We start from the raw sequence: 20,050 nt of genomic DNA, 5'->3' as shown, positions 1-20,050 counted from the left end.
AATGACCGCCCTGCCGCCCCCGGCGCCGATCCTCAACCTGCGCCCGCTGATGTTCGAGACCTTCGTCTGCACGGTGGCGGTGATGTCCTTCGTCGCGCTGATCGGCCCGGTCGCCCGCACCCTGGGCCTGGCGCCCTGGCAGGCGGGGATGACGGTGACCGTCGGCGGTATCGCCTGGATGCTGATGGCGCGCGTCTGGGGCATCGCCAGCGATCGCCTGGGCCGCCGCCGCGTGCTGCTCAGCGGCCTGGCCGGCTTCGCGCTGAGCTACGCGCTGCTGTGTGCCTTCATGGCCTTGGCGCTGAATACCGCGATGTCGCCCTGGCCGGCGTTCATCGGCATCGTCGCGCTACGCGGATTGGCCGGCGGCTTCTATGCCGCCGTGCCGGCCTGCTCGGCGGCGCTGGTAGCCGACCACGTAACGGCGGACAAGCGCGCCGGCACCATGGCCGCGATGGGCGCCGCCAGCGCGGTGGGCATGGTGGTCGGGCCGAGCTTCGCCGGCCTGCTGGCCATGCTCGGCCTGGCGCTGCCGCTGCTGCTCACCTGCCTGCTGCCGCTGCTGGCCCTGGCCGTGCTGTGGAAGTGGCTGCCACACCACGAACCTGCCCATGAACGCAAAGGCCCGGCCCTGGCGATCACTGACAAGCGCCTACGCCGTTCGCTGACCCTGGGCTTCATCGCCATGGTCTGCGTCACCGTCGCGCAGATGACCGTCGGCTTCTTCGCCCTCGACCGCCTGCGACTGCCGCCCGCCGACGCGGCGCGGGTCGCCGGTATCGCATTGACCTCCGTCGGCGTGGCGCTGATCTGCGCGCAGATGCTGGTGCGCAAGCTGAACTGGGCGCCGCTGCGGCTGATCGGCGTGGGCGGCGTGATTTCGGCACTGGGCTTTGCCTCGGTATGCATCGCCGTCGCACCGTGGATGCTCTACGCATCGTGCTTCGTCGCTGCTGCCGGCATGGGCTGGGTCTTCCCCGCCGTCTCGGCGCTCAACGCCAACGCCGTGGAAGCCGACGAACAGGGCGCCGCCGCCGGCAGCCTGGTCGCCGTGCACGGTCTGGGCATGATCACTGGCCCGCTGCTGGGCACCCTGCTGCACCAGGTCGATAGCCGCGCGCCTTACCTGCTGATCGCCGTGCTGCTGGTCCTTGGCGTGGTCTGGACCGTGCTGCCGCGCAAGGGCGCCGTAGCGTGATGATCGCCGACGGCCTGCTGCCCTGGCTGCTGTTGCGGAAAAAGCGCCCTGCGCGGGTACCGGTCTGGTCGGGGATATGCTTCACCCTGCTGGTGAGTGTGGCCGTCGCCGCCTTGTGCGTCTTCCCGGTGTCACCGATGCCCAAGTCCAGCGGCCCTATCCGGTGGGCGTGCGTGACTTCGGGCTGATCGACCCCAGCCGCACCGGCCTGCTCGGCGTCCCCGCCGGCAAGGCTCAGCGGATAGCGCATTCGTGCGATGCAGGCGCAGTGGCGGGCGCTGGACAAAAATCCGATCGAGGATCGGCACGCGCGGGCGTCCATCGCGGACAGAGTCTGCTCCTGCAGGAGCCTCCATGAACGCACGTCCGCGACAGGGTTGGTCTGGCTCAGAAGGCCAGCATCGAATCACGCATGCCAGCAGCGATACCAGCCATCCTGCTCGGTCACTTTCAGCGGAGCCTGGTACAGCGCCGACAGGTTTTTGCTGGTGAGAATCTCCGCCTTCGGCCCGTCGGCCACGACCTTGCCGTTGGCGATCAGCACCACCCGTTCGATTTCCGGAATGATCTCGTCGAGGTGATGGGTCGTGATGATCATCGCGTGCTCCGGGCCGCAGAAGCGTCGAAGCAGGGTGAGCATCTGCAGGCTGGCGCCCATGTCCAGGCCATTGGCCGGCTCATCGAGGATCAGCGCACGGGGTTCGTGGATGAGCGCGCGGGCCAGTAGCAGGCGGCGCTTCTGCCCGGTCGACAGGCGCTGGAACATGCGTTCGGCGTAGCCGTCCATCTCCACCTGGGCCAGCATCTCGCGCGCCTTCTCCGCCTGTTCCGGTGTTGGCTGCAGGTGACCGTGGCTGCCGATGGCGCCGAAGAAACCGGAGATCACCACGTCCAGCGCCTGGGTGAAAGGTGTGTAGTCTTCCTGCAGGTCCTGGGAGACGAAGCCGATGCGGCTGCGCAGGTCCCACAGGGTGACGTTCTGCAGACCGAACAGGTTCAGCGAGCTGTCCGGGCGATCCACCGGGTAGAGTTCGCGGCTGATCAGTTTGAGCAGCGTGCTCTTGCCGGCGCCGTTGGGGCCGAGGATGGCGACCTTCTCGCCTTCGCCGATATGCAGGGAAAAACCATCGAGCACGCGGGTCTGCTGCTGGTAGGCGGTGACGTTGTTGAAGTCGATCATGGGGCGTTTCATATCCGGGCCTGGGGCAGCCGCTGACAGTAGGCTCCTTGGGCGAGCGACTCAAGCCCTGGTTGAATCGGAACTACGCTTTCCACACCTTCCACGACAGCGAGCGCGCGTCATGAACGAGCCGGAAACGCCCTCCCTGGACGACGACATCTGCGTCCACATCTTCTCCGTCTCGGCCACCATGGTCGGCGTGTGCCTGACCGTGATCGGGATCATCCGGGTGATCCTCACCCTGCGCCGGGAAGACCTGATCATCGATGACATGGTGGCCGTCAACATGATGTTCTATGTGGTCTCGGCCTTCTGCTCCTACTGGAGCCTGCGCACCCACCGTACCCTGCGCGGCCGGCGGATGATGCACATTGCCGATGCAGTATTCCTGTTCGCGCTGGTGTTCACCGGTTTCAATGCCGGCTTCATCACCTGGGCGATGACCTCCACCCCGACACCCTGAAAAAAGGGCCACCCGCGGTGGCCCGAGAAGGGACTCCTGGACGCTTGCTCAGTCTGCCGGCGCCATCAGTTCGCTGAAGACCTGAAGGTGATGATCATCGTCGCCGAACTGACGCGCCACCATCCACAGGTGCTTGGCGTGGTGCGATAGCTGGTACTCCCAGGTCAGGCCGATGCCACCATGCAGCTGCACGCTTTCGTCGGCGATCAGGCGCGCGGCGCGGCTGACGATGTACTTCGCCGCGGCCAGCGCCCGGCTGCGCTCATCGCTGTCGGGCTCGTCCGCCATGCAGGCCGCGAGCAGCGCCATGGAGCTGGCCTGGTCCAGTTCGATTCGCATATCCACCATGCGGTGCTGCAGCGCCTGGAACTTGCCGATGACGCCGCCGAACTGCTGGCGGGTCTTGAGATAATCGAGCGTCAGCGCGCAGGCGGCTTCCATGCTGCCGACCGCTTCGGCGCACTGCGCCGCGACGGCCCGGCCTTGCTGGTAGCGCAACGCCGGCAGCGCCTCGCCCTCGAGGCCCAGCAGCGCGGCACGCGGGACGAAAACCTGATCCAGGTAAAGATCGCAGGCCATGCGCCCGTCGAGCGTGGGAAATTCGCGCCGGACGACGCCCGTGCTGGCCGGATCGACCAGGAACAGGCTGATGCCCTGCTCGTCCCGGGCGCCGCCAGCGGTGCGCGCGGACAGCAGGATCAACCCGGCGCTCTGGCCACCGAACACCACGCTCTTGCGCCCGTCCAGCAGCCAGCCGTCGGCAGTCGGGCTCGCGGTGCAGCAAACATCGTGCAACTGATAGTGGCTTTGCGGCTCCTCCAGGGCGACCGCCAGTTGCAACTCGCCTGCGGCCACACGAGTCAGCAGCTCATCACGCTGCGCGGCGCTGCCCAATTGCGCCAGCAGGCCGCCGCCGAAAATCACCGACTGCAGGTACGGCTCCAGGCACAGGCCACGACCAAGCTCGGCGCAGATCAGGCCCATTTCCACACCCTGGCCGCCGAAGCCGCCATGGGCCTCCTCGAACGGCACCGCGCACAGGCCCAGCTCGCCAAGCCGGGCCCAGAATGCCCGGCTGAAACCGCCAGGCTCGCGCCGATAGGCCTCGCGCTGCTCGAAAGCATAATGGTCACGAACCAGGCGGGCTGCGGTGTCCTGCAGCATCTGCTGCTCTTCGGTCAATTTGAAGTCCATGCGTTGGGCTCCTTACAGCTCGAGGATCATCTTGGCGATGATGTTCTTCTGGATTTCGTTGGAGCCGCCATAGATCGAAGCCTTGCGCGAATCCAGGTACTGGTAGGTGGCGGTGGCACTGTCGGCGCTGTGCAGCACCGGTTCCTGCGATGCCTCGAAGCCCAGCTCATCCTCTAGGAACGGCAGCGCATAGGTGCCCACCGCCTTGGTCAGCAGATAGACGATCTGCTGGCGCACCTCAGTGCCCTTGATCTTGAGGATCGAGCTTTCCGCACCGGGCACCCCGCCATCGCGGGCGGCTACCAGTGCGCGCAGGTTGCTCATATCAGCGGCCATCAGTTGCATCTCCACGGCAGCGACCTGAGCTCGGAACAGCGGGTCCTCGATCAGTGGCCGACCATTGCGCAACTCTTGTCCGGCCACCTGCTTGAGCTTGCGCAGCAACACCTTGGTCTGGTTGATGCCGCCGATGCTGGTGCGCTCGTGGGTGAGCAGGTACTTGGCGCAGGTCCAGCCTTCGTTTTCGCGGCCCACCAGGTTTTCCGCCGGCACGCGCACATTGTCGAAGAACACCTCGTTGACCTCGTGCTCGCCATCCAGGGTGATGATCGGCCGCACGGTGATGCCCGGCGTCTTCATATCGACCAGCAGGAAACTGATGCCGCGTTGCTGCGCGGCATCCGGGTCGGTGCGCACCAGGCAGAACATCCAGTCGGCGTAATGCGCCAGGGTGGTCCAGATCTTCTGGCCGTTCACCACATAGTGGTCACCCTCACGCACCGCGCGGGTCTTCAGCGATGCCAGGTCGGAGCCTGCCCCCGGCTCGGAATAGCCCTGGCACCACCAGTCGGAACTGTCGAGGATGCGCGGCAGAAAACGCGCCTTCTGCTCGGGCGTGCCGAACCTGATCAGCACCGGCGCCACCATCTTCACCCCGAAGGCAACCACTCGCGGCGCCCCGGCGGCGAAGCACTCCTCCTCGAAGATATGCTTCTCCACAGCACTCCAGCCGGGGCCGCCGTACTCGGCCGGCCAGCCAGGCGCGAGCCAGCCACGTGCGTTCAGTTTGCGCATCCACAGCACCTGGTCCTGCTTGCTCAGGCGCTTGCCCTGGAGGATGCGGCTCGCCAGCCGCTCGGGCAGCTCGGCACGCAGGAAGGCACGCGCCTCCTCGCGGAAAGCCTGTTCTTCAGGCGTGAAATGGATATCCATCAGCGAACTCCTGGCAGGGGCTCGCCCGCTTGGGGCGGCCCGTGCGGGTCATTGGTCGAAGACGATCACCGAGCGCGCCAGCTCGCCGCGCCGCAATTCGTCGAAGGCGTCGTTGATCTGCTCCAGGCGGATACGCTGGGAGATCATTTCGTCGAGCTTGAGGCGGCCGGCCATGTAGAAATCCACCAGCGTCGGCATGTCCACCGGGAAACGGTTGGAGCCCATCAGCGAACCCTGCAGCCGGCGCTCGTGGAGCAACTGATAGGGGTCGACCTCGATCTTCAGGCCGGGCTTGATCATGCCGATGATGGTGGCGGTGCCGCCGCGTGCCAGCATGGCGAAGGCCTGCTCGGCGGTCTGCTTGAGGCCGATGCACTCGAAGGAATGCTGGACCCCGCCACGGGTGAGCTCCTGCACCTGCTTCACCGCATCGCCCGATTTCGCGTTGACCACGTCGGTGGCGCCGAACTGGCGGGCCAGCTCAAGCTTGGAGTCGAGCATGTCGATGGCGATGATCCGCCCTGCCCCGGCCAGCGCCGCACCATTGATCGCAGCCAGGCCGATGCCGCCGCAGCCGATCACCGCGACCGTCTCGCCGGGCCGCACCTTGGCCGTATTGAACACCGCGCCGGTGCCGGTGGTGACAGCGCAGCCCAGCAGCGCAGCACGGTCCAGCGGCATGTCGCGGCGGATGGCCACGCAGGCGTTCTCATGTACCAGCATCTGCTCGGCGAAGGCCGACAGGTTGACAAACTGCGGCATCGGCTTCTGCACGTAGGTCAGACGCGACTCCTCGTCCTTGCCGCGCTTTGTTTCCGGCGAAACACAGCGCGACAGGTGACCCGTCACGCAGTGTTCGCAATGGCCGCAGAAGACCGTTAGACAGGTCACGACATGGTCGCCGGGCTTGACAGTGCGGACCTCCGCACCGACCTGCTCGACGATACCGGCCGCCTCGTGGCCGAGCACCAGCGGGCCCGGATACGGATAGGACCCGTCGATCACGTGCAGGTCGGAATGACAGACGCCGACGGCGACGGTGCGGATCAAGACCTCGCGTGGCCCCGGCTTGCTGATACCGACTTCCTCGATGCTCAGCGGCGCGCCGACCTGATGGAATACAGCTGCTTTCATGATGTTCGTTCTCGAGTAGGGGAAATCGACAGCGGTGAATCGCAGCGGTCAGCCCGCGCGATAAACCGCCCTGGCGTGGCTGAAAGTGCGGAAGCCGTCGATGCCGTGATAGGCACCCATGCCACTGGGGCCGACGCCGCCGAAGGGCAGGCTTTCCAGGCCGGCGTGGTGCATCACCTCGTTGAGCGTCACGCCACCGGAGCAGGTGCGCTCGAGCACCTGGCGCTCCTCGTCGGCATCGCTGCCGAACCAGTACAGGCCGAGCGGGCGCGGGCGCGCGTTGATGCAGGCAATGACCTCGGCGAAGTCGCGGTAGGGCCTGATCGGCAGCAGCGGGCCGAATATCTCGTCCTGCATGACCTGCAATCGATCATCCGGATTGCGCAGCAGGGTCGGGGCGATCAGGCGGCGCGCAGGATCGAGCACTTCACCGGCCGGGTTCAGCTCGACCACGTCGACGCCTGCGGCACGCGCCTCCTCCAGATACCCTTGCAGGCGCTGATAGTGGCGGTCGTTAAGGATCGCGGTGTACTCGGGGTTGCCGGCCAGGGTGGGGAACACCTTGCCTACTAACGCACGGGCGATCTCGACGAAAGCATCCATCGACTCTTCGGGGACGAATACATAGTCCGGTGCGACGCACAGCTGGCCGGCGTTCATCAGCTTGCCGACGATGATCTTGCTCACCGCGGTCTTCAGGTCCGCCGAACGGGAAATGATGGTCGGCGACTTGCCGCCCAGCTCCAGGGTCACCGGAACCAGGTTTTCGGCCGCGGCCCGAAGCACGTGGCGGCCGATGCTCGCTGCCCCGGTGAACATCAGGTGGTCGAAGGGTTGCCGGCAGAATGCCTGGCCGACTTCCGCGGGGCCGGTGACGACCGCCACTTCGTCCTGGGCGTAGGCCTCACCGATCATCTGCGCAATCAGCGTCGAAGTCTGTGGGTTGAATTCCGACGGTTTGATCATTACCCGGTTGCCCGCCGCCAGAGCGCCGGCGAGGCCCTTGAAGACCATGTTGGCCGGTACGTTCCAGGCGGTGACGATACCTACCACGCCCAACGGCTGGTATTCCACCCAGGCCTCGCCACGGGGTGCCGGGCGGCGCTCGGGCTGCATCCACCCGGCCAGTTCGGCGCGGGTCTGTTTGAGGGTCGCCAAGGGCGACAACACGTCGCTGTGCCGGGAGAAGGTCGGGCTGCGCTGGCCGAAGTCGGCATTGAGCGCTTCGATCAGGGGCTGCTCATAGCGCACCAGCAGCTCGATGGCGCGGTCGATCAGTTCGCCGCGCTGTTCGGCACTCGGCGGCGCGCTGGCCCGGCTCGCGGCGCGCTGGCGCTCCAGCAAGGCGCGAATCGCGGCCTCGTCCAGGTACTCGTGGGTGCTCATTGCAGAAGCTCCTGTTGTGCATGATCGGGCGGCATCCGCCGCCGGGGAGTGGCTGCAATGGTTGAGGTTTCGTCTGTAGGAACACGCCACCCGGATCAGGTGGCGTTCCATTCAGGCCAGCAGGCCCCGAGCCTTGGCGCAAGCGATGGCCTGGGTGCGCCGGGTGGCGCCGAGCTTCGCATTGATATTCTTGGCGTGATACTTGACGGTGTTCACCGAGAGGAAGAGCGCGTCGGCGATTTCCTGGTTCGACAGCCCCTCGGCCAGCAGCTCGAGCACCGCCACCTCCCGCACAGTGAGCTCTTCCTGGTAGCCGCAAGCGTCCGCTCCTTCGCCTTCGTCCGCAGCACCACACTGCCGAAGGAACGCCAGCACCTCGGTCTGCAACTGAAGGAAGCCAGCCAGCCGGCAGTGTTCGGCGAGCACCTGTAGCCGCGCCCGCGATTGCTCCCGAAGCCCCAGATTGTGCTCCGCCATCGCCGCAAACCACTGGACATGGTGAGGCAGGGTTGGCGGCAGCATGATGGAGAAGACGCTTCCTAACGGATACTCGAGCGCCAGTCGGCGGGCGGCTTCCAGCGCCGCCCGCCAGTCCTGTGAATGGGCCAGCAGCTTCAACTGTTGAAGCGCCAGGGCCGCCTGGTACAGACCTTCATCGATCCGCCCACAGTGCATCGCGCGCTCGCCACGCTGGATCTGCGCCTGCGCCAACGCCAGATCTGCGTGCCGCCCCGCTACCTCGGCCAGCCCCAGGTAGCCGTACAGCACAAAGGGCGCCGAGCAATCGCGAAGGTAGGGCTGAGCGGCCAGCAGCACGGCCTCGCTCTCATGCAGTCGCCCCTGCTGCTGCAGCAGGTCGGCCCTGGTGATCATCAGTCGCCCGAGCACCGGGTCGCGCTCGAGCCCGGTGGCGGCGCGGCTGGCCAGGCAATCCTGGAGCAGCAGGTCCGCCAGCGCAGCCTCATCGGCGAGCATCAAGGCACGCAGGCGCTCGCCCTGGAACAGCGCCTCGCTGTCCTGGCAACCTTGCCGCCGCGCCTGCTCCAGGGCAGCGCGCCACAGCAATTGCGCTTCATCGCCACGTTCGCTGGCCAGCAGGATCCGCCCCAGGGTGAACTGGCACAGCAACTGCGAGAGGCATTCCCTGGGCGCCGAGCCCAGATGCCCAAGGGCTTCGCGACAATGCTGTTCGGCCTCCAGCAACTCGCCACGAAACGCCAGAGCACTGCCCTTGAGGGCCTGCCAATGGGCGAGCAACAGCTGATTGCCCGCTGTATTGGCGGCCGGCAGAAAGCGCGAAAGCCCCTGGAGACCACGCTCTGCCTCACTGACCCGGCCACTGAGCAACAGGGCCAGCGTGCTCAGATAGATCAGCCGGGGCGTGCCTTCCATCAGGTGGGAAGGTAATTGCCGATGCCAGTCCAGCACACGCCGCAGATGCAGGTCAGCGAGTTGCCAGCTCGGCTTCAGGCGCTCGATGTAGCTGGCCGCAACTTCCGGCTGGTGCACGTGCAGGGCCTGATCGATGGCGTCATGCAGGTGGCCGGCGAGGCTCAGCAGGCGGCAGGCGTGCAAGCGCAGTCGGGTCAGCTCCGGCGCGGCAATGCCATCCTGCAGCGTGGCCGCCACCAGCGGGTGCACGCGGTACCAACCAGCATCCCGCGCGACCGGCTGGATGAAGACCTGCTGCCGCAGCAGGCGATGGAGGACCTGATCGCCTGCGTTGCCATCCCAGAGCTGGGCGCAGAGATCAACGGAGAAGCGCGGCAGATTGCACAGCCCGACGAACAGACGACGCTCCTCATCGCTCATGCGCCCGAGCAACTCGCGTTCCAGATAGTCTCGCAGCAATGCCCTGCCCTGCTGCTGGCCCGCCAGCAAAAGACGCGCACCACTCCACCAGTCGCCGCTTTGCACACCGATTTCTTCGCGTCGAGCATCCGCGATATCGCCGCCAATTCGAGCGCTGATCGCGGCGTACTCACTACGCGTCATGCCGAGCGTGTCGGTACCCAGTTCGAACAGTTCGCCCTTGAGCAGCAGCGACGGCAGATCCCACGCCGGCCGTTGCCGACAACTGACGATCAGGCGTACGCGGCTCTCCGGCAGGTGGAGCAGATGCTCGATCCAGGTGTTCACCTCGATGGACAGGTTACCTGGAAGATCATCAAGCACCAGTTGCAGAATGCGCTCGCCTTGGCCGATCTGGTGCAGTAGTACCTGCGGAGGGAGCAGCGGCGATAGACCGTAGCCGGCCGCAACGCGGGCACAGAGCTCCGTCAGGGACATCGGCTCCCCCCAGCAGGCCAGCCAGAGCAGTTCGGTGCCGGATGGCGCATCGGCAAGACTCTCGGCCAGCAGGATGCTCTTTCCATAGCCCGCCGGGGCGCACAGCAGGGTCAGGCGTTGACGGCTGCCACGTACTGCAGTGGCCAGCCGCGGACGCGGCACATGGTGCTCCGGCAGTCGCGGAATTCTGGCAAGAGGCGCTTGCGCGCGGCTCGAACTGACACCCAGACCTTGCATGATGAGCCTCGATCCACGGCGTTTCAGGGACAGCGGCCGGCGCAGACGCACGGCGATCCGCTGAGTCGGAAACGATGCTGCAAAACACCGAGGGAAAAGGCACCCCCCACGTCAGGTGGCGTCGAGGCAAGAGTGGCCCGTGAGAGAGTTCACGATGAAAGAAGCCGGGGCAGGAGCCGTGCCCCGGCAGAAGAGCGGCGCTGGACCACCCACACGCCGCCTTCAAGCGCCTTGCTTCAGCGGATACCGGCGTTGCGCAGGGCCGCGGGAGTGAAGTCGTTCATACTGTAGTTCTGGTCGTACTGGGTAGCCTTCTTCGATTCGTTGGTCATGCCGAACACCAGGTAGCGGCCAGCGATCAGGTCGTACAGGGCCTGGGCGGCGTACAGGCTGATGCCATGCTGGTAGTCGTTGACCTGGTAACCCTCACCCACGCGCCACAGCTGGCCGCGACCGTCGTAGTGATCCACTTCCAGCAGGGACCAGGTGTCCTCGTCGAAGTACATATGGCGCTTGGCATAGATGTGGCGCTGGCCGGGCTTGAGCGTGCCCTCCACTTCCCAGACCCGGTGAAGCTCGTACCGCGTCAGGTCCTGGTTGATGTGGCCGGGCTTGAGAATGTCGGCGTACTTCACCTGAGGCGACCACAACTTGTAGTTGTTGTACGGCACGTACATCTCGCGCTTGCCGATCAGCTTCCACTGGTAGCGATCCGGCGAGCCGTTGTACATGTCGGCATTATCGGCTGTCCGCAGGCCGTCGGCGGCCGTACCCGGGCCGTCGTAGGCTACCTGCGGAGCGCGGCGCACGCGGCGCTGGCCGGCGTTGTAGGACCAGGCGCTGCGCGGTTCCTTGACCTGATCGGTGGTTTCATAGACCAGCAGCACGTTGCCGGCCATGCGCGACGGCGCGGTCACTTCCTGGCGCAGCAGGAACAGGTAATCGCCCACCTTTTTCGGATCGAAATCCTTCATCAGGGAAGGTACGCCGACATTCTGCTGCAGCGACACGATGGTGTAATCGCCATTGACCTGGGGAGTGGCCTGGGCAATCTGCTGGGTGTAGTTGGTACCGCGATAACGGGTCTCGTGGTTCCACACCACCTCCACACCACTCTTTGGAATGGGGAACGGGTAGTAGCGCCCACTGACATTGGCGATACCGTCGCCACCGCTGACCAGTTCGGCGCTGGCTGCGCTCTTCTTCGCCGCCTCGTACACCGATTCGGGAGAAGAAGCACTGCGACGGGTCGGATACACCGGGATCTTGTAGGTATCCGGATAGCGCTTGAACATCGCCAGCTGACCGGGGGTGAGCTTGTCCTTGTACTGATCGACGTTGGCAGGGGTGATGACGAACAGCGGCTTGTCGCTGGCATAGGGATTGCCCAGGAAACCGTTGCCATCCACCGGAGCGGCGCCAGGCTTCAGGCCACCGGTCCAGGCGGGAATGCTGCCGTCGGCGTTACCGGTCTTTTCGCCACCCAGTGGAGTCAGGCTGGTACCGAGCTTGGCGACTTCCTCGGGAGAAATGGCCGCCATCACACCGGTGGCCAGCAGGGACAGCGCCAGGGCGCCGGTTTGCAGGAATACGATCTTTTTCATGCGAGTTTCTGCCTGTGCTCAATCAGAAGTTCACGCCGAAACTGAGCGAGACGAAGTCCCGGTCGGTCAGGGTGTTGTATTCGCCATCGAAGTAGTTCGTGTAACTGAGGCTGGCGGTGTAGGTATTCAGGTAGTCGGCATCCAGGCCGAGGCTGATGGCCTTGGCACCTTCCTCGAAGTTCGGGCCGCGACCTTCGACGTCGTGGGACCAGGCCAGGTTGGGCTTAAGGTTCACCCCGGCGAATACGTCCGGGTAATCGAGCATGCCGCGCAGGCGATACCCCCAAGAGTTGGCAGAGTAGAAGCCGTGGCTATTGCATTTCTGCGCCGGGTTGCTGGCATTGGCCTGCCCCACCGCGGTGCCGGCACAGGTCGTTGCGCCCGCGGCAGTCGGCAGGATGCCGGAGCCGAATGCCGGGTTGCGGCCGAAGCGGATGTCGGTGCCATCCGAGTCGCCCAGACCGTTGATGCGGTTGTAGCCGACCTCGCCGATCAGGGTCAGGCGCTCGGCCCCCATCACCTGGTCGATGAACTGAGTGGCGGTGACCTGGGCCTGCAGCACCGGCATGCGTTTGTAGCCATTGATCACGCCCCCACCGGGAATACCGCTGACGTATCCAGTGGTGACCAGGGGGTTGAGGCTGGGGGTGCCTGGAATGTTGGTGGTGGCGCTGAGCAGGTCAGGGGTGCTGATCTGCAGCGGCATGTTCGGTCGGTAGCTGACCTCGCCACCGAGGGACGTCCCGGCGATATTGGTCTGGAAGCTCACGCCGTAAAGGCGGATGTCTTCCGGATAGTCGATGAAGTAGCCAGCATTGCGCGGCACATTCAGCGCACTGGGCGGACTACCGGCTCCGGTGGTGCGAATGGTGCTGAGGAAAGGGTTGCGGCTGTGGTAGTTCATGGCGTAGGCCGCCAGCTCGGTATCGTTCCAGTCTGGAATGAACCAGCGCAGCGCCAGGCCGAACTGCCCGCTGTCGCGCGCGTCGTTGTCCTTCTGCCGGGGGATGTAGACGTCGTCCAGGCCCTGGGCGATCGCCAGGGCACCGCCGGTATTCTTCGCCACACCCGGCGCCAGGTCCTGGCCGGAGACCACGAGGCGGTCGTTGCAGCCCTTGGGGATGCCGTCGGTGCCGAAGAAGGTGCCGCAGTTGTCGGTCACCGTCTTGTCCCATTCGAGCTGGTAGAAGGCCTCGGCGTTGACGTTCTCCATCAACCCCTGGGAGAGGTAGAACATGTTGACCGGCACAAGGCCTTCCTTGATCTCCGACCCGGGGCGGCGCAACGCGGCGACGTCGATCGGGTTGATCGAGTTGATGCCGTTCTGGATGAAGGTGCTCTCGCCCCAGCTCACCACCTGCTTGCCCAGGCGCACGTTGCCCGGCAGGTCGCCGAGCTGGTAGTTGTGGTAGAGGAAACTGTCGAGGAACATCGCGCCGGACGACTTGGCCGCACGGTCACGCCCATGGTCATCGATGTCGTAGTAATGCTGGTTGCCGTCCTTGAGCTCGGAGTCATACCAGTACTTGCCGCGGACGAAGGCGCCGCTGTCGCCGTACTTCAGCTCCAGGTCGTGCAGGCCCTTGAAGATGGTCGAGAAGTTCTCGCCGCTCTTGAAGTTCAGGCGACCGTCATCCACGGTGCGCGACGACGACTTGCCGCCCTTCACGCCCACGGAGTTGAAGTTGGAGATGAACTGTTTGTCGGGGGACTGCGTGGACCAACTGCCCCCGATGGACAGCGAGGAGTCGAACTTGCCTTCGATCTCCCCAATGTTGAAATCGACGGCCTTGGCTTGCGAGCCGACGCCCAGGGCGACGGCGGCAGCCAGCAGGTGCGGCTGAAAAACTCCGCGTTTTCTTATTGTTCTCATGCGGCGCTCCGAAAGCGGATCAGTGTTGGGAGAGCTGATGCTATCGAGGCATTCGCGGGGGCCAATTCACCCGATCGGGTAATTCTTTGAGTCCCTTTTCGGCGGCGGCCATCGCGTTCTCTCCACACTTGGGAAAGTGCGTTACCAAGAGTGACAGGCTGCGCGAAAAGCCTTGTGCCAGAGGCCTTTCACGAACCTTGCCGTAACCCCGAAAATGCCAGCGCCCCGCCGGTTGGCCGGCGGGGCGCTGGGTATCACGGGGAACAGTAGCCGTCAGGTTCTGCCGGGTATCTTGCCCTTCCAGATGGTAAAGATGCCAGTGGCTCGCAACACCGTGCGCTCCCCCACTTTCAGCAGACAATCGGCGTTGGCGAAACTGCCGCCGAACTTGAGTATCTGCACGTGAGCCTCCAGCCAGTCACCTTCACGCACCGCGCCAAGGTAGTCGAGGTTCAGGCTGACCGTGATCGGCGGCACCTCGAGGCCATATTCACGCTTGAACACCACGCCAAAGGCGGTATCGGCCAGCGTGGCGAGGAAGCCGCCGTGGACGATGCGCACGGAGTTGAGCAGGTGACCGCCAATCCGCACGCCGAGCAGGGGCAGTTCGTCGTGCAGATAGAACCCCCCACAGAAGCGTACGAACCCGGGCGGAGTCGGCAGGGCCGAGAAACTTCCGGGCGCTGGCTGCGCCCCCCCATCGGTCGTCATCATCAGTTCACCGCCCGGCTCTTGCCCACCCAGAACGGCTCGCGCAGTTCGCGCTTGAGAATCTTGCCGGCACCGGTGAGCGGCAGTGTTTCACGGAACTCCATCGATTTCGGGCACTTGTAGCTGGCGATATATTCGCGGCAGTATCCGCGCAGCTCGTCCTCGCTGACCTGTGCGCCGGGCTTGCGCACCACGATGGCATGCACCGCTTCGCCCCACTGCTCGTGCGGTACGCCGATCACCGCGCACATCAGCACCGCCGGATGGCGGGCGATGATGTTCTCGACTTCGGCGGAATAGACGTTCTCGCCACCGCTGACAATCATGTCCTTGAGGCGGTCGACGATGAACAGGTAGCCCTGCTCGTCCATATAGGCGCCATCGCCGGTGAACAGCCAGCCATCGCGCAGGGCCTTGGCGGTTTCCTCCGGCTTGTTCCAGTAGCCGGCCATGATGTTCGGACCGCGGACAATGATTTCACCGACAGTTCCGCGCGGCACCTCGACGCCGGACTCGTCGACGATCATCACGTTGACTCCCAGGCCGCCACGCCCGACGGAGCGGATCAGGCCACTTTCGCGTGCCTCCGGCCCATGGTTCTGCGGCGGATTGGTGGAGACGATCGGGCACGCTTCCGTAAGGCCGTAGGAATGCGACAACTGCAGGTGCGGCAGTTTTGCCAGTACCTGCTCGATCATCTCCCCGGCGGTCGGAGAGGCGCCATAAGTGAGGCGCTGCATCGAGCTCAAATCGTACCGGTCGAACTCCGGATGCGCCAGCAGGCCGAGAATCATGGTCGGCACCAGAATGCTGTCGGTCACACCCTCTTGCGAGATGGCTTTGAGCACTGCCGTGGCATCGAAGGTCGGCTGAATCACATGCGAGCCGCCAGCGATGAAACCCGACACCACACGGGCCAGACCGGCGATGTGAAACAACGGCATCACGTGCAGATCGCGCTGTTCGGCGCTCTGGTGGATTTCCGCCATACGCTGGATGCAGGCGGACCACAAGTTCAGGTGGGTCTGCATCACCCCCTTGGGGAAACCGGTGGTGCCGCCGGTGTACATGATGCAGGCGAGGTCTTCGCCGCCACGGCCCGCATCCGCCACGGGGCTGGCTTCGGCGAGCAGGGTCTCGTAATCGAGCAGGCCGGCCGGTGCCTGTTTCTCGCCAGCGTAGATCAGCGTCAGTGGGCCACGAACCTGGCGGCGAATCTCCTCCACCATCGGCAGGAAGTAGTCATCCACGAGCAGGAAGCGGGTGTGGCAATCGTCCAGGGAGTAGGCGATCTCCGGCACGGCCCAGCGGATATTGATGGGGTTGAGTACGCCACCGCCCCACCAGGTGCCCTGCATGTACTCCAGGTAGCGGTCCGAGTTCAGCGCCAGCATGCTGACCCGGTCGCCAGGTACCATGCCCAGCTGTTGCAGCGCGCCGGCCAGGCGCGCGACGCGCTCGCCGAATTCGCGGAAGGTACGGCGACGGGCGCCGAACAGGGTGACGATCTTGTCAGGCGTTTGCTGCAGCGAACGCTGCAGACCTTGCGTCAGATACATGGTGAGAGTCCTTGGAATTGTTGTTATCGGACCCGCGCGCTCAACTGGCGCAGCGGGCCATCTCCTGTTCCTGCAGTTCGCGCCAGGCGATCTTGCCGGTGGCGTTCTTCGGCAGGCTGTCGACGATCTGCACCACTCGCGGCGCCTTGTAGACCGCCATGTGCTCGCGACACCAGGCGAGCAGCTCGTCGCTGCCCAGGAGGGAACCGGGCTTGAGGGTGACGACGGCCTTCACCGTTTCCCCGCGATGCGGGTCGGGAGCAGCGATCACGCAAGCCTCGGAAATCGCCGGATGCGTATGCAGCATCGCTTCGATTTCCGCCGGCCAGACCTTGAAGCCCGACGCATTGATCATTCGCTTGAGGCGGTCGCGCATGAACAGGTAACCGTCCTCGTCCATGCTTGCCAGGTCGCCCGTGCGCAGGAAGCGCTTGCCGTCGATGACGATGAAGGTATCGGCGTTGGCCCTGGGGTTGTTCCAGTAGCCGAGCATGATCTGCGCGGCATGCGCGACGATCTCGCCGACGTCGCCCTGGCGCACCGGCTGCAGTGTTTCCGGATCGAGCAGGCGCAGGTCCACGCCATAGGTCGGAATACCCAGGCAACCGCGCTTGGGCCTGAACAACGGATTGGTGCAGAGGAACGAGGCGGTCTCGGTCAGGCCGTAGCCTTCGATGTAGTCCAGGCCGTAGCGATTCTTCAGCAGGTCATTGATGTGCTGCGGTGTCGCCGCCCCGCCGCCGGTGATGATTGCCAGGCTCGACAGGTCGCGCTGCTCGATGCCCGGCAGGGCAAAGAAGTCCACCAGCATGGTGGGCAGCGCCGCCCAGAAGGTCACCCCATGGCGCTCGATCAGCGTGGCAGCGGTCTCGCGGTCCCAGCGCGGCATCAGCACGATGGTGGCGCCATTGAAGACCGCCGCGTTGACGTTGGTCTGCAGGCCCAGCAGGTGGAACAGCGGGGCCACCGCGAGGAACACCGAGGAAGCATTGGTGGGCCGCCAGAGGCTCCCCCCGACGAACGAGGTGCTGACGGTGCGGTGCGTGTGCACGCACGCCTTGGGTTTGCCGGTGGTGCCCGAGGTGTAGGGCAGCATGCACAGATCATCCGGCCCGGCCCGGTGTGGCGCCGGCGCGTGCTCCTGGGCCAGGGCGGCCGTCCAGCGCTCGCCACCGGCGAACAGGGACTCGGTCGATGACGGCCGACGCACCCAGTCCGGCACAGCCAGGCCCGCATCATCCTCGCCCAACGCATCGCCGTAGGCATGCACGATCACATGGCGCAGCGAGGTGCGCCCGATCAGCGGCGCGACCTGCTCCACCAGCTCTTCGGCGACGAAGGCTGCCACGGCGCCGCTGTCGCTGACGATATGCTCCATTTCGTCGAGCCGGAGCATGGCATTGGCCGGCACCAGCACGGCATCGGCGCGCAGGATGGCGAAGTACGCGGCGATGTACTGCGGGCAGTTCTGGCTGAACACCACGACCCGGTCGCCGCGCTCCACCCCGCAGACGTTCTGCAGGTAGCCGGCCATCCGCTCGGCGTCACGCAGCAGTTCGGCGTAGCGATAGGCGGCGCCGAAGAACTGCACCGCGGTCTTGCCTGGGTAACGCCGGGCAGCTGTTTCCAGGTGCGAGAAGATACTCGTCTCGGGGATGTGCACCTGTCGCGTCGGAAGATTCGCGGCGTGGCGCGGGTCGACGCGTAGCGGTCCGGACGGGCGCTCGATCACCCCGGGCGCCGTTGGGCAGGGATGGCTGTAGGCCATGAAGAAAGCCTCCTATCGCGGGTTGTGGCCCGCTTGTTGGAATTATCGGTCAGAAGCGCGTATCGCCATCGAGCAACCGTCGGGCGATGGTGCGCCGCTGGATTTCCGAGGTGCCATCGGGAATACGCATGGTGCGAGCGAAGCGGAAACCTTCCTCCAGGCGCAACTCGTTGGTCAGCCCCATGCCGCCGTGGATCTGCATGCAGCGGTCCATCACGCGGCACAATGCCTCGGTGGACGAGGCCTTGACGATGGAGACTTCCTTGGTCGCCGGCTTGTCCTGGTCGATCAACCAGGCGCAATGCTGCACCATGCTCTTCACCGCATAGATGTCCATGGCGCACTCGGCCAGCATGGCCTGCACCATCTGGTGCTCGGCGATCGGCTTGCCGAAGGTCTTGCGGACCTTGGCGTAGTCCAGCGCCTGGTCCAGTGCCCAGCGCGCCAGTCCCAGACAGGACGCCGCCATGCTCAGGCGGCCGGCATTCACGCCATCCAGCGCCACGCTCAGCCCCTTGTCCTGTGGGCCGATGAGATGACTGTGCGGCACCCGTACATTGTCCAGGCTGACAATGCCGATATCTGCGCCCAGGTGCCCCATGGTAGGGATGACACTCGGCACGGAAAAACCGGGTGTATCGGTTGGCAGGAAGAAACCGCTGATGCCGCCCTTCCCTGCCTTGGCCTTCTCTTCGTCGGTGACGGCAAAAATCATCGCGTAGTCGGCATAAGGCGCGTTGGTAATCCACTGCTTGGTGCCGTTGATCACCCAATGGTCGCCATCGCGTACCGCACGGGTGCGCATGGCCATGACGTCGGAGCCGGCATCCGGCTCGCTCAGGCCGAAGCACATTGTCTTCTCGCCACTGGCGATGCCTGGCAGATAATCCGCCAGCACCTTCGGGTCCATATGCTTGAGCACCGGCGTCAAACCATTGGTGAAGGGCGATGGCAGGATCACCGTCTGGATCAGGTGTCGCGACGGACCGACATGGGCATTGAGACGCTCCTGGATGTAGACCGAAACCTGGGCGCCGAGCCCTCCGCCACCCAGCGACTCATCGCCCAGCGCCGTGTAGAAGCCGGCCTCGGCGGACAACTGACGGACGCGGGCGCGTAGCGCCATCAGCTCCGGCGCGTAGCGGCCTTCTTCGGTGTACAACTTGCGTTCGTTGTGCAGCAGCGCGGCATGCTGCTTCTCCAGCGGCTCGACTTCCTGCTGGATGAAGCGGATCAGGGCATCGCCAACCGCGACCCACTCATCGGGAATCGTGAAATCCATGGTGCGCTCCTCAGACCGGGTCCCAGCCAAACACGTTGCTCGATACTTCCAGCGGCAGGAAGGATGGCGTAAAAGCCGGCAGCAGATGCTCGGCCAACGACTCCGGCGTCCAGCCTTCGGCACGGTGCAGCGAGCGAATCGGCCGCGGCTGGCTCATCAGGAAGACTTCGTTCTTGCGCACGGTGAAGATCTGCCCGTTGACGCTGGCCGCTGCATCGCTGGCCAGGAAGGTGGCCATGGCGGCGATCGGCGCCGGCGTCATCGACTTGATCTTTTCCACCCGTGCGGCCTGGGCCGGATCAGCAGCGGGAATCGAGCCGACCATGCGGCTCCAGGCAAAGGGCGAGATGCAGTTCGAGCGCACGCCGTAGCGCGCGCCGTCCAGGGCGATGGACTTGGACAGACCGACGATCCCCAGCTTGGCCGCCGCGTAGTTGGCCTGGCCGACATTGCCAACCAGACCCGAAGTGGAGGTCATGTGCACGAAGGCGCCGGACTTCTGCTCACGGAAATGGGTGATGGCCGCGCGGCTCATGTAGAAGCTGCCGTACAGGTGCACCTTGATCACCGCATCGAACTCTTCCGGACTCATCTGATGGAAGATGCGGTCACGCAGGATACCGGCGTTGTTCACCACCGCGTCGACTCGGCCGAAACTGTCCAGCGCCTGCTGAACGATACGCTGCGCGCTGTCCCATTCCGACACGCTGTCGCGGCTCAATACCGCCTCGCCACCCGCCGAGTGGATCGCGTCCACCACCTCGCGGCCGGGGTCTTCATCATCGGCAGCCCCGGTCACGCTGACACCAACGTCGTTGACCACCACGCGCGCGCCCTGCGCGGCCATCTGCAGCGCCATCTCGCGGCCGATGCCCCGGCCGGAACCGGTGACGATGACGACCTTGCCTTCCATCATCTGCGAACTCATCGATTGCTCCCTCGTATTCTTGTTCTGTGCGG

Annotated in this window: 15 protein-coding genes; 2 read left to right on the top strand and 13 right to left on the bottom strand. The window is 65.0% G+C overall.

What is annotated here, in order from left to right:
- The first annotated feature begins 1 nt into the window (after position 1).
- A complete protein-coding gene (locus LDJ84_RS14350; protein ID WP_169887649.1) occupies positions 2–1,198 on the top strand; it encodes an MFS transporter in 1,197 nt (398 codons plus the stop codon).
- 406 nt (positions 1,199–1,604) lie between these two features.
- Here LDJ84_RS14350 and LDJ84_RS14345 read toward each other — a convergent pair whose 3' ends face one another.
- A complete protein-coding gene (locus LDJ84_RS14345) occupies positions 1,605–2,378 on the bottom strand; it encodes an ABC transporter ATP-binding protein (protein ID WP_084357952.1) in 774 nt (257 codons plus the stop codon).
- A gap of 121 nt (positions 2,379–2,499) precedes the next feature.
- On the opposite strand from LDJ84_RS14345, the gene LDJ84_RS14340 reads away from it, so the two are divergent.
- The gene (locus LDJ84_RS14340; protein ID WP_024762824.1) at positions 2,500–2,841 is read left to right on the top strand and encodes a hypothetical protein; all 342 of its coding nucleotides are present in this window, start codon (positions 2,500–2,502) and stop codon (positions 2,839–2,841) included.
- A gap of 48 nt (positions 2,842–2,889) precedes the next feature.
- Here the strand turns inward: LDJ84_RS14340 and LDJ84_RS14335 are convergent, their stop codons facing one another.
- From LDJ84_RS14335 to LDJ84_RS14280, 12 genes are all read right to left on the bottom strand, one after another.
- Positions 2,890–4,035 carry an acyl-CoA dehydrogenase family protein gene (locus LDJ84_RS14335; protein ID WP_084357732.1) on the bottom strand — a complete coding sequence of 382 codons (1,146 nt, stop codon included), beginning with the start codon at positions 4,033–4,035 and terminating at the stop codon, positions 2,890–2,892.
- Between the two features lie 12 nt (positions 4,036–4,047).
- Positions 4,048–5,247 (bottom strand): acyl-CoA dehydrogenase family protein, encoded by a 1,200-nt coding sequence (locus LDJ84_RS14330; protein ID WP_024762822.1) that lies wholly within the window; start codon positions 5,245–5,247, stop codon positions 4,048–4,050.
- Positions 5,248–5,295: 48 nt separating this feature from the next.
- Positions 5,296–6,381 (bottom strand): Zn-dependent alcohol dehydrogenase, encoded by a 1,086-nt coding sequence (locus LDJ84_RS14325; RefSeq protein ID WP_038803184.1) that lies wholly within the window; start codon positions 6,379–6,381, stop codon positions 5,296–5,298.
- A gap of 48 nt (positions 6,382–6,429) precedes the next feature.
- The gene (locus LDJ84_RS14320) at positions 6,430–7,767 is read right to left on the bottom strand and encodes a coniferyl aldehyde dehydrogenase (protein WP_037006588.1); all 1,338 of its coding nucleotides are present in this window, start codon (positions 7,765–7,767) and stop codon (positions 6,430–6,432) included.
- Between the two features lie 111 nt (positions 7,768–7,878).
- Positions 7,879–10,218, bottom strand: a complete 2,340-nt coding sequence (locus LDJ84_RS14315) for a helix-turn-helix transcriptional regulator (protein WP_024762821.1) — start codon at positions 10,216–10,218, stop codon at positions 7,879–7,881.
- Between the two features lie 311 nt (positions 10,219–10,529).
- Entirely contained in the window at positions 10,530–11,897 is a 1,368-nt protein-coding gene (locus tag LDJ84_RS14310) for a DUF1329 domain-containing protein (RefSeq protein ID WP_024762820.1), read from the bottom strand.
- A 22-nt stretch (positions 11,898–11,919) separates the two neighbouring features.
- A complete protein-coding gene (locus LDJ84_RS14305; RefSeq protein ID WP_024762819.1) occupies positions 11,920–13,770 on the bottom strand; it encodes a DUF1302 domain-containing protein in 1,851 nt (616 codons plus the stop codon).
- Between the two features lie 273 nt (positions 13,771–14,043).
- Positions 14,044–14,484 (bottom strand): PaaI family thioesterase, encoded by a 441-nt coding sequence (locus tag LDJ84_RS14300; protein WP_084357730.1) that lies wholly within the window; start codon positions 14,482–14,484, stop codon positions 14,044–14,046.
- Positions 14,484–16,040: a long-chain-fatty-acid--CoA ligase gene (locus LDJ84_RS14295; RefSeq protein ID WP_024762817.1), complete on the bottom strand. Its 1,557-nt coding sequence runs from the start codon at positions 16,038–16,040 to the stop codon at positions 14,484–14,486. Before LDJ84_RS14295 ends, LDJ84_RS14300 begins: the two co-directional genes overlap by 1 nt.
- Positions 16,041–16,080: 40 nt before the next feature.
- Positions 16,081–17,808 carry a long-chain fatty acid--CoA ligase gene (locus LDJ84_RS14290; RefSeq protein ID WP_169887651.1) on the bottom strand — a complete coding sequence of 576 codons (1,728 nt, stop codon included), beginning with the start codon at positions 17,806–17,808 and terminating at the stop codon, positions 16,081–16,083.
- Positions 17,809–17,857: 49 nt separating this feature from the next.
- Positions 17,858–19,090, bottom strand: a complete 1,233-nt coding sequence (locus tag LDJ84_RS14285) for an acyl-CoA dehydrogenase family protein (RefSeq protein ID WP_226046502.1) — start codon at positions 19,088–19,090, stop codon at positions 17,858–17,860.
- A 10-nt stretch (positions 19,091–19,100) separates the two neighbouring features.
- Positions 19,101–20,018, bottom strand: coding sequence for an SDR family oxidoreductase (locus LDJ84_RS14280; RefSeq protein WP_024762814.1), 918 nt, complete (start codon positions 20,016–20,018; stop codon positions 19,101–19,103).
- Positions 20,019–20,050 lie beyond the last annotated feature (32 nt).

It is taken from the genome of Pseudomonas sp. HS-18 (genome assembly GCF_020401845.1).
Taxonomy (GTDB): Bacteria; Pseudomonadota; Gammaproteobacteria; order Pseudomonadales; family Pseudomonadaceae; genus Pseudomonas; species Pseudomonas nitroreducens.
Note: the sequence above shows the minus strand (reverse complement) of the source record. Positions and strands in the feature narration are given on the sequence as shown.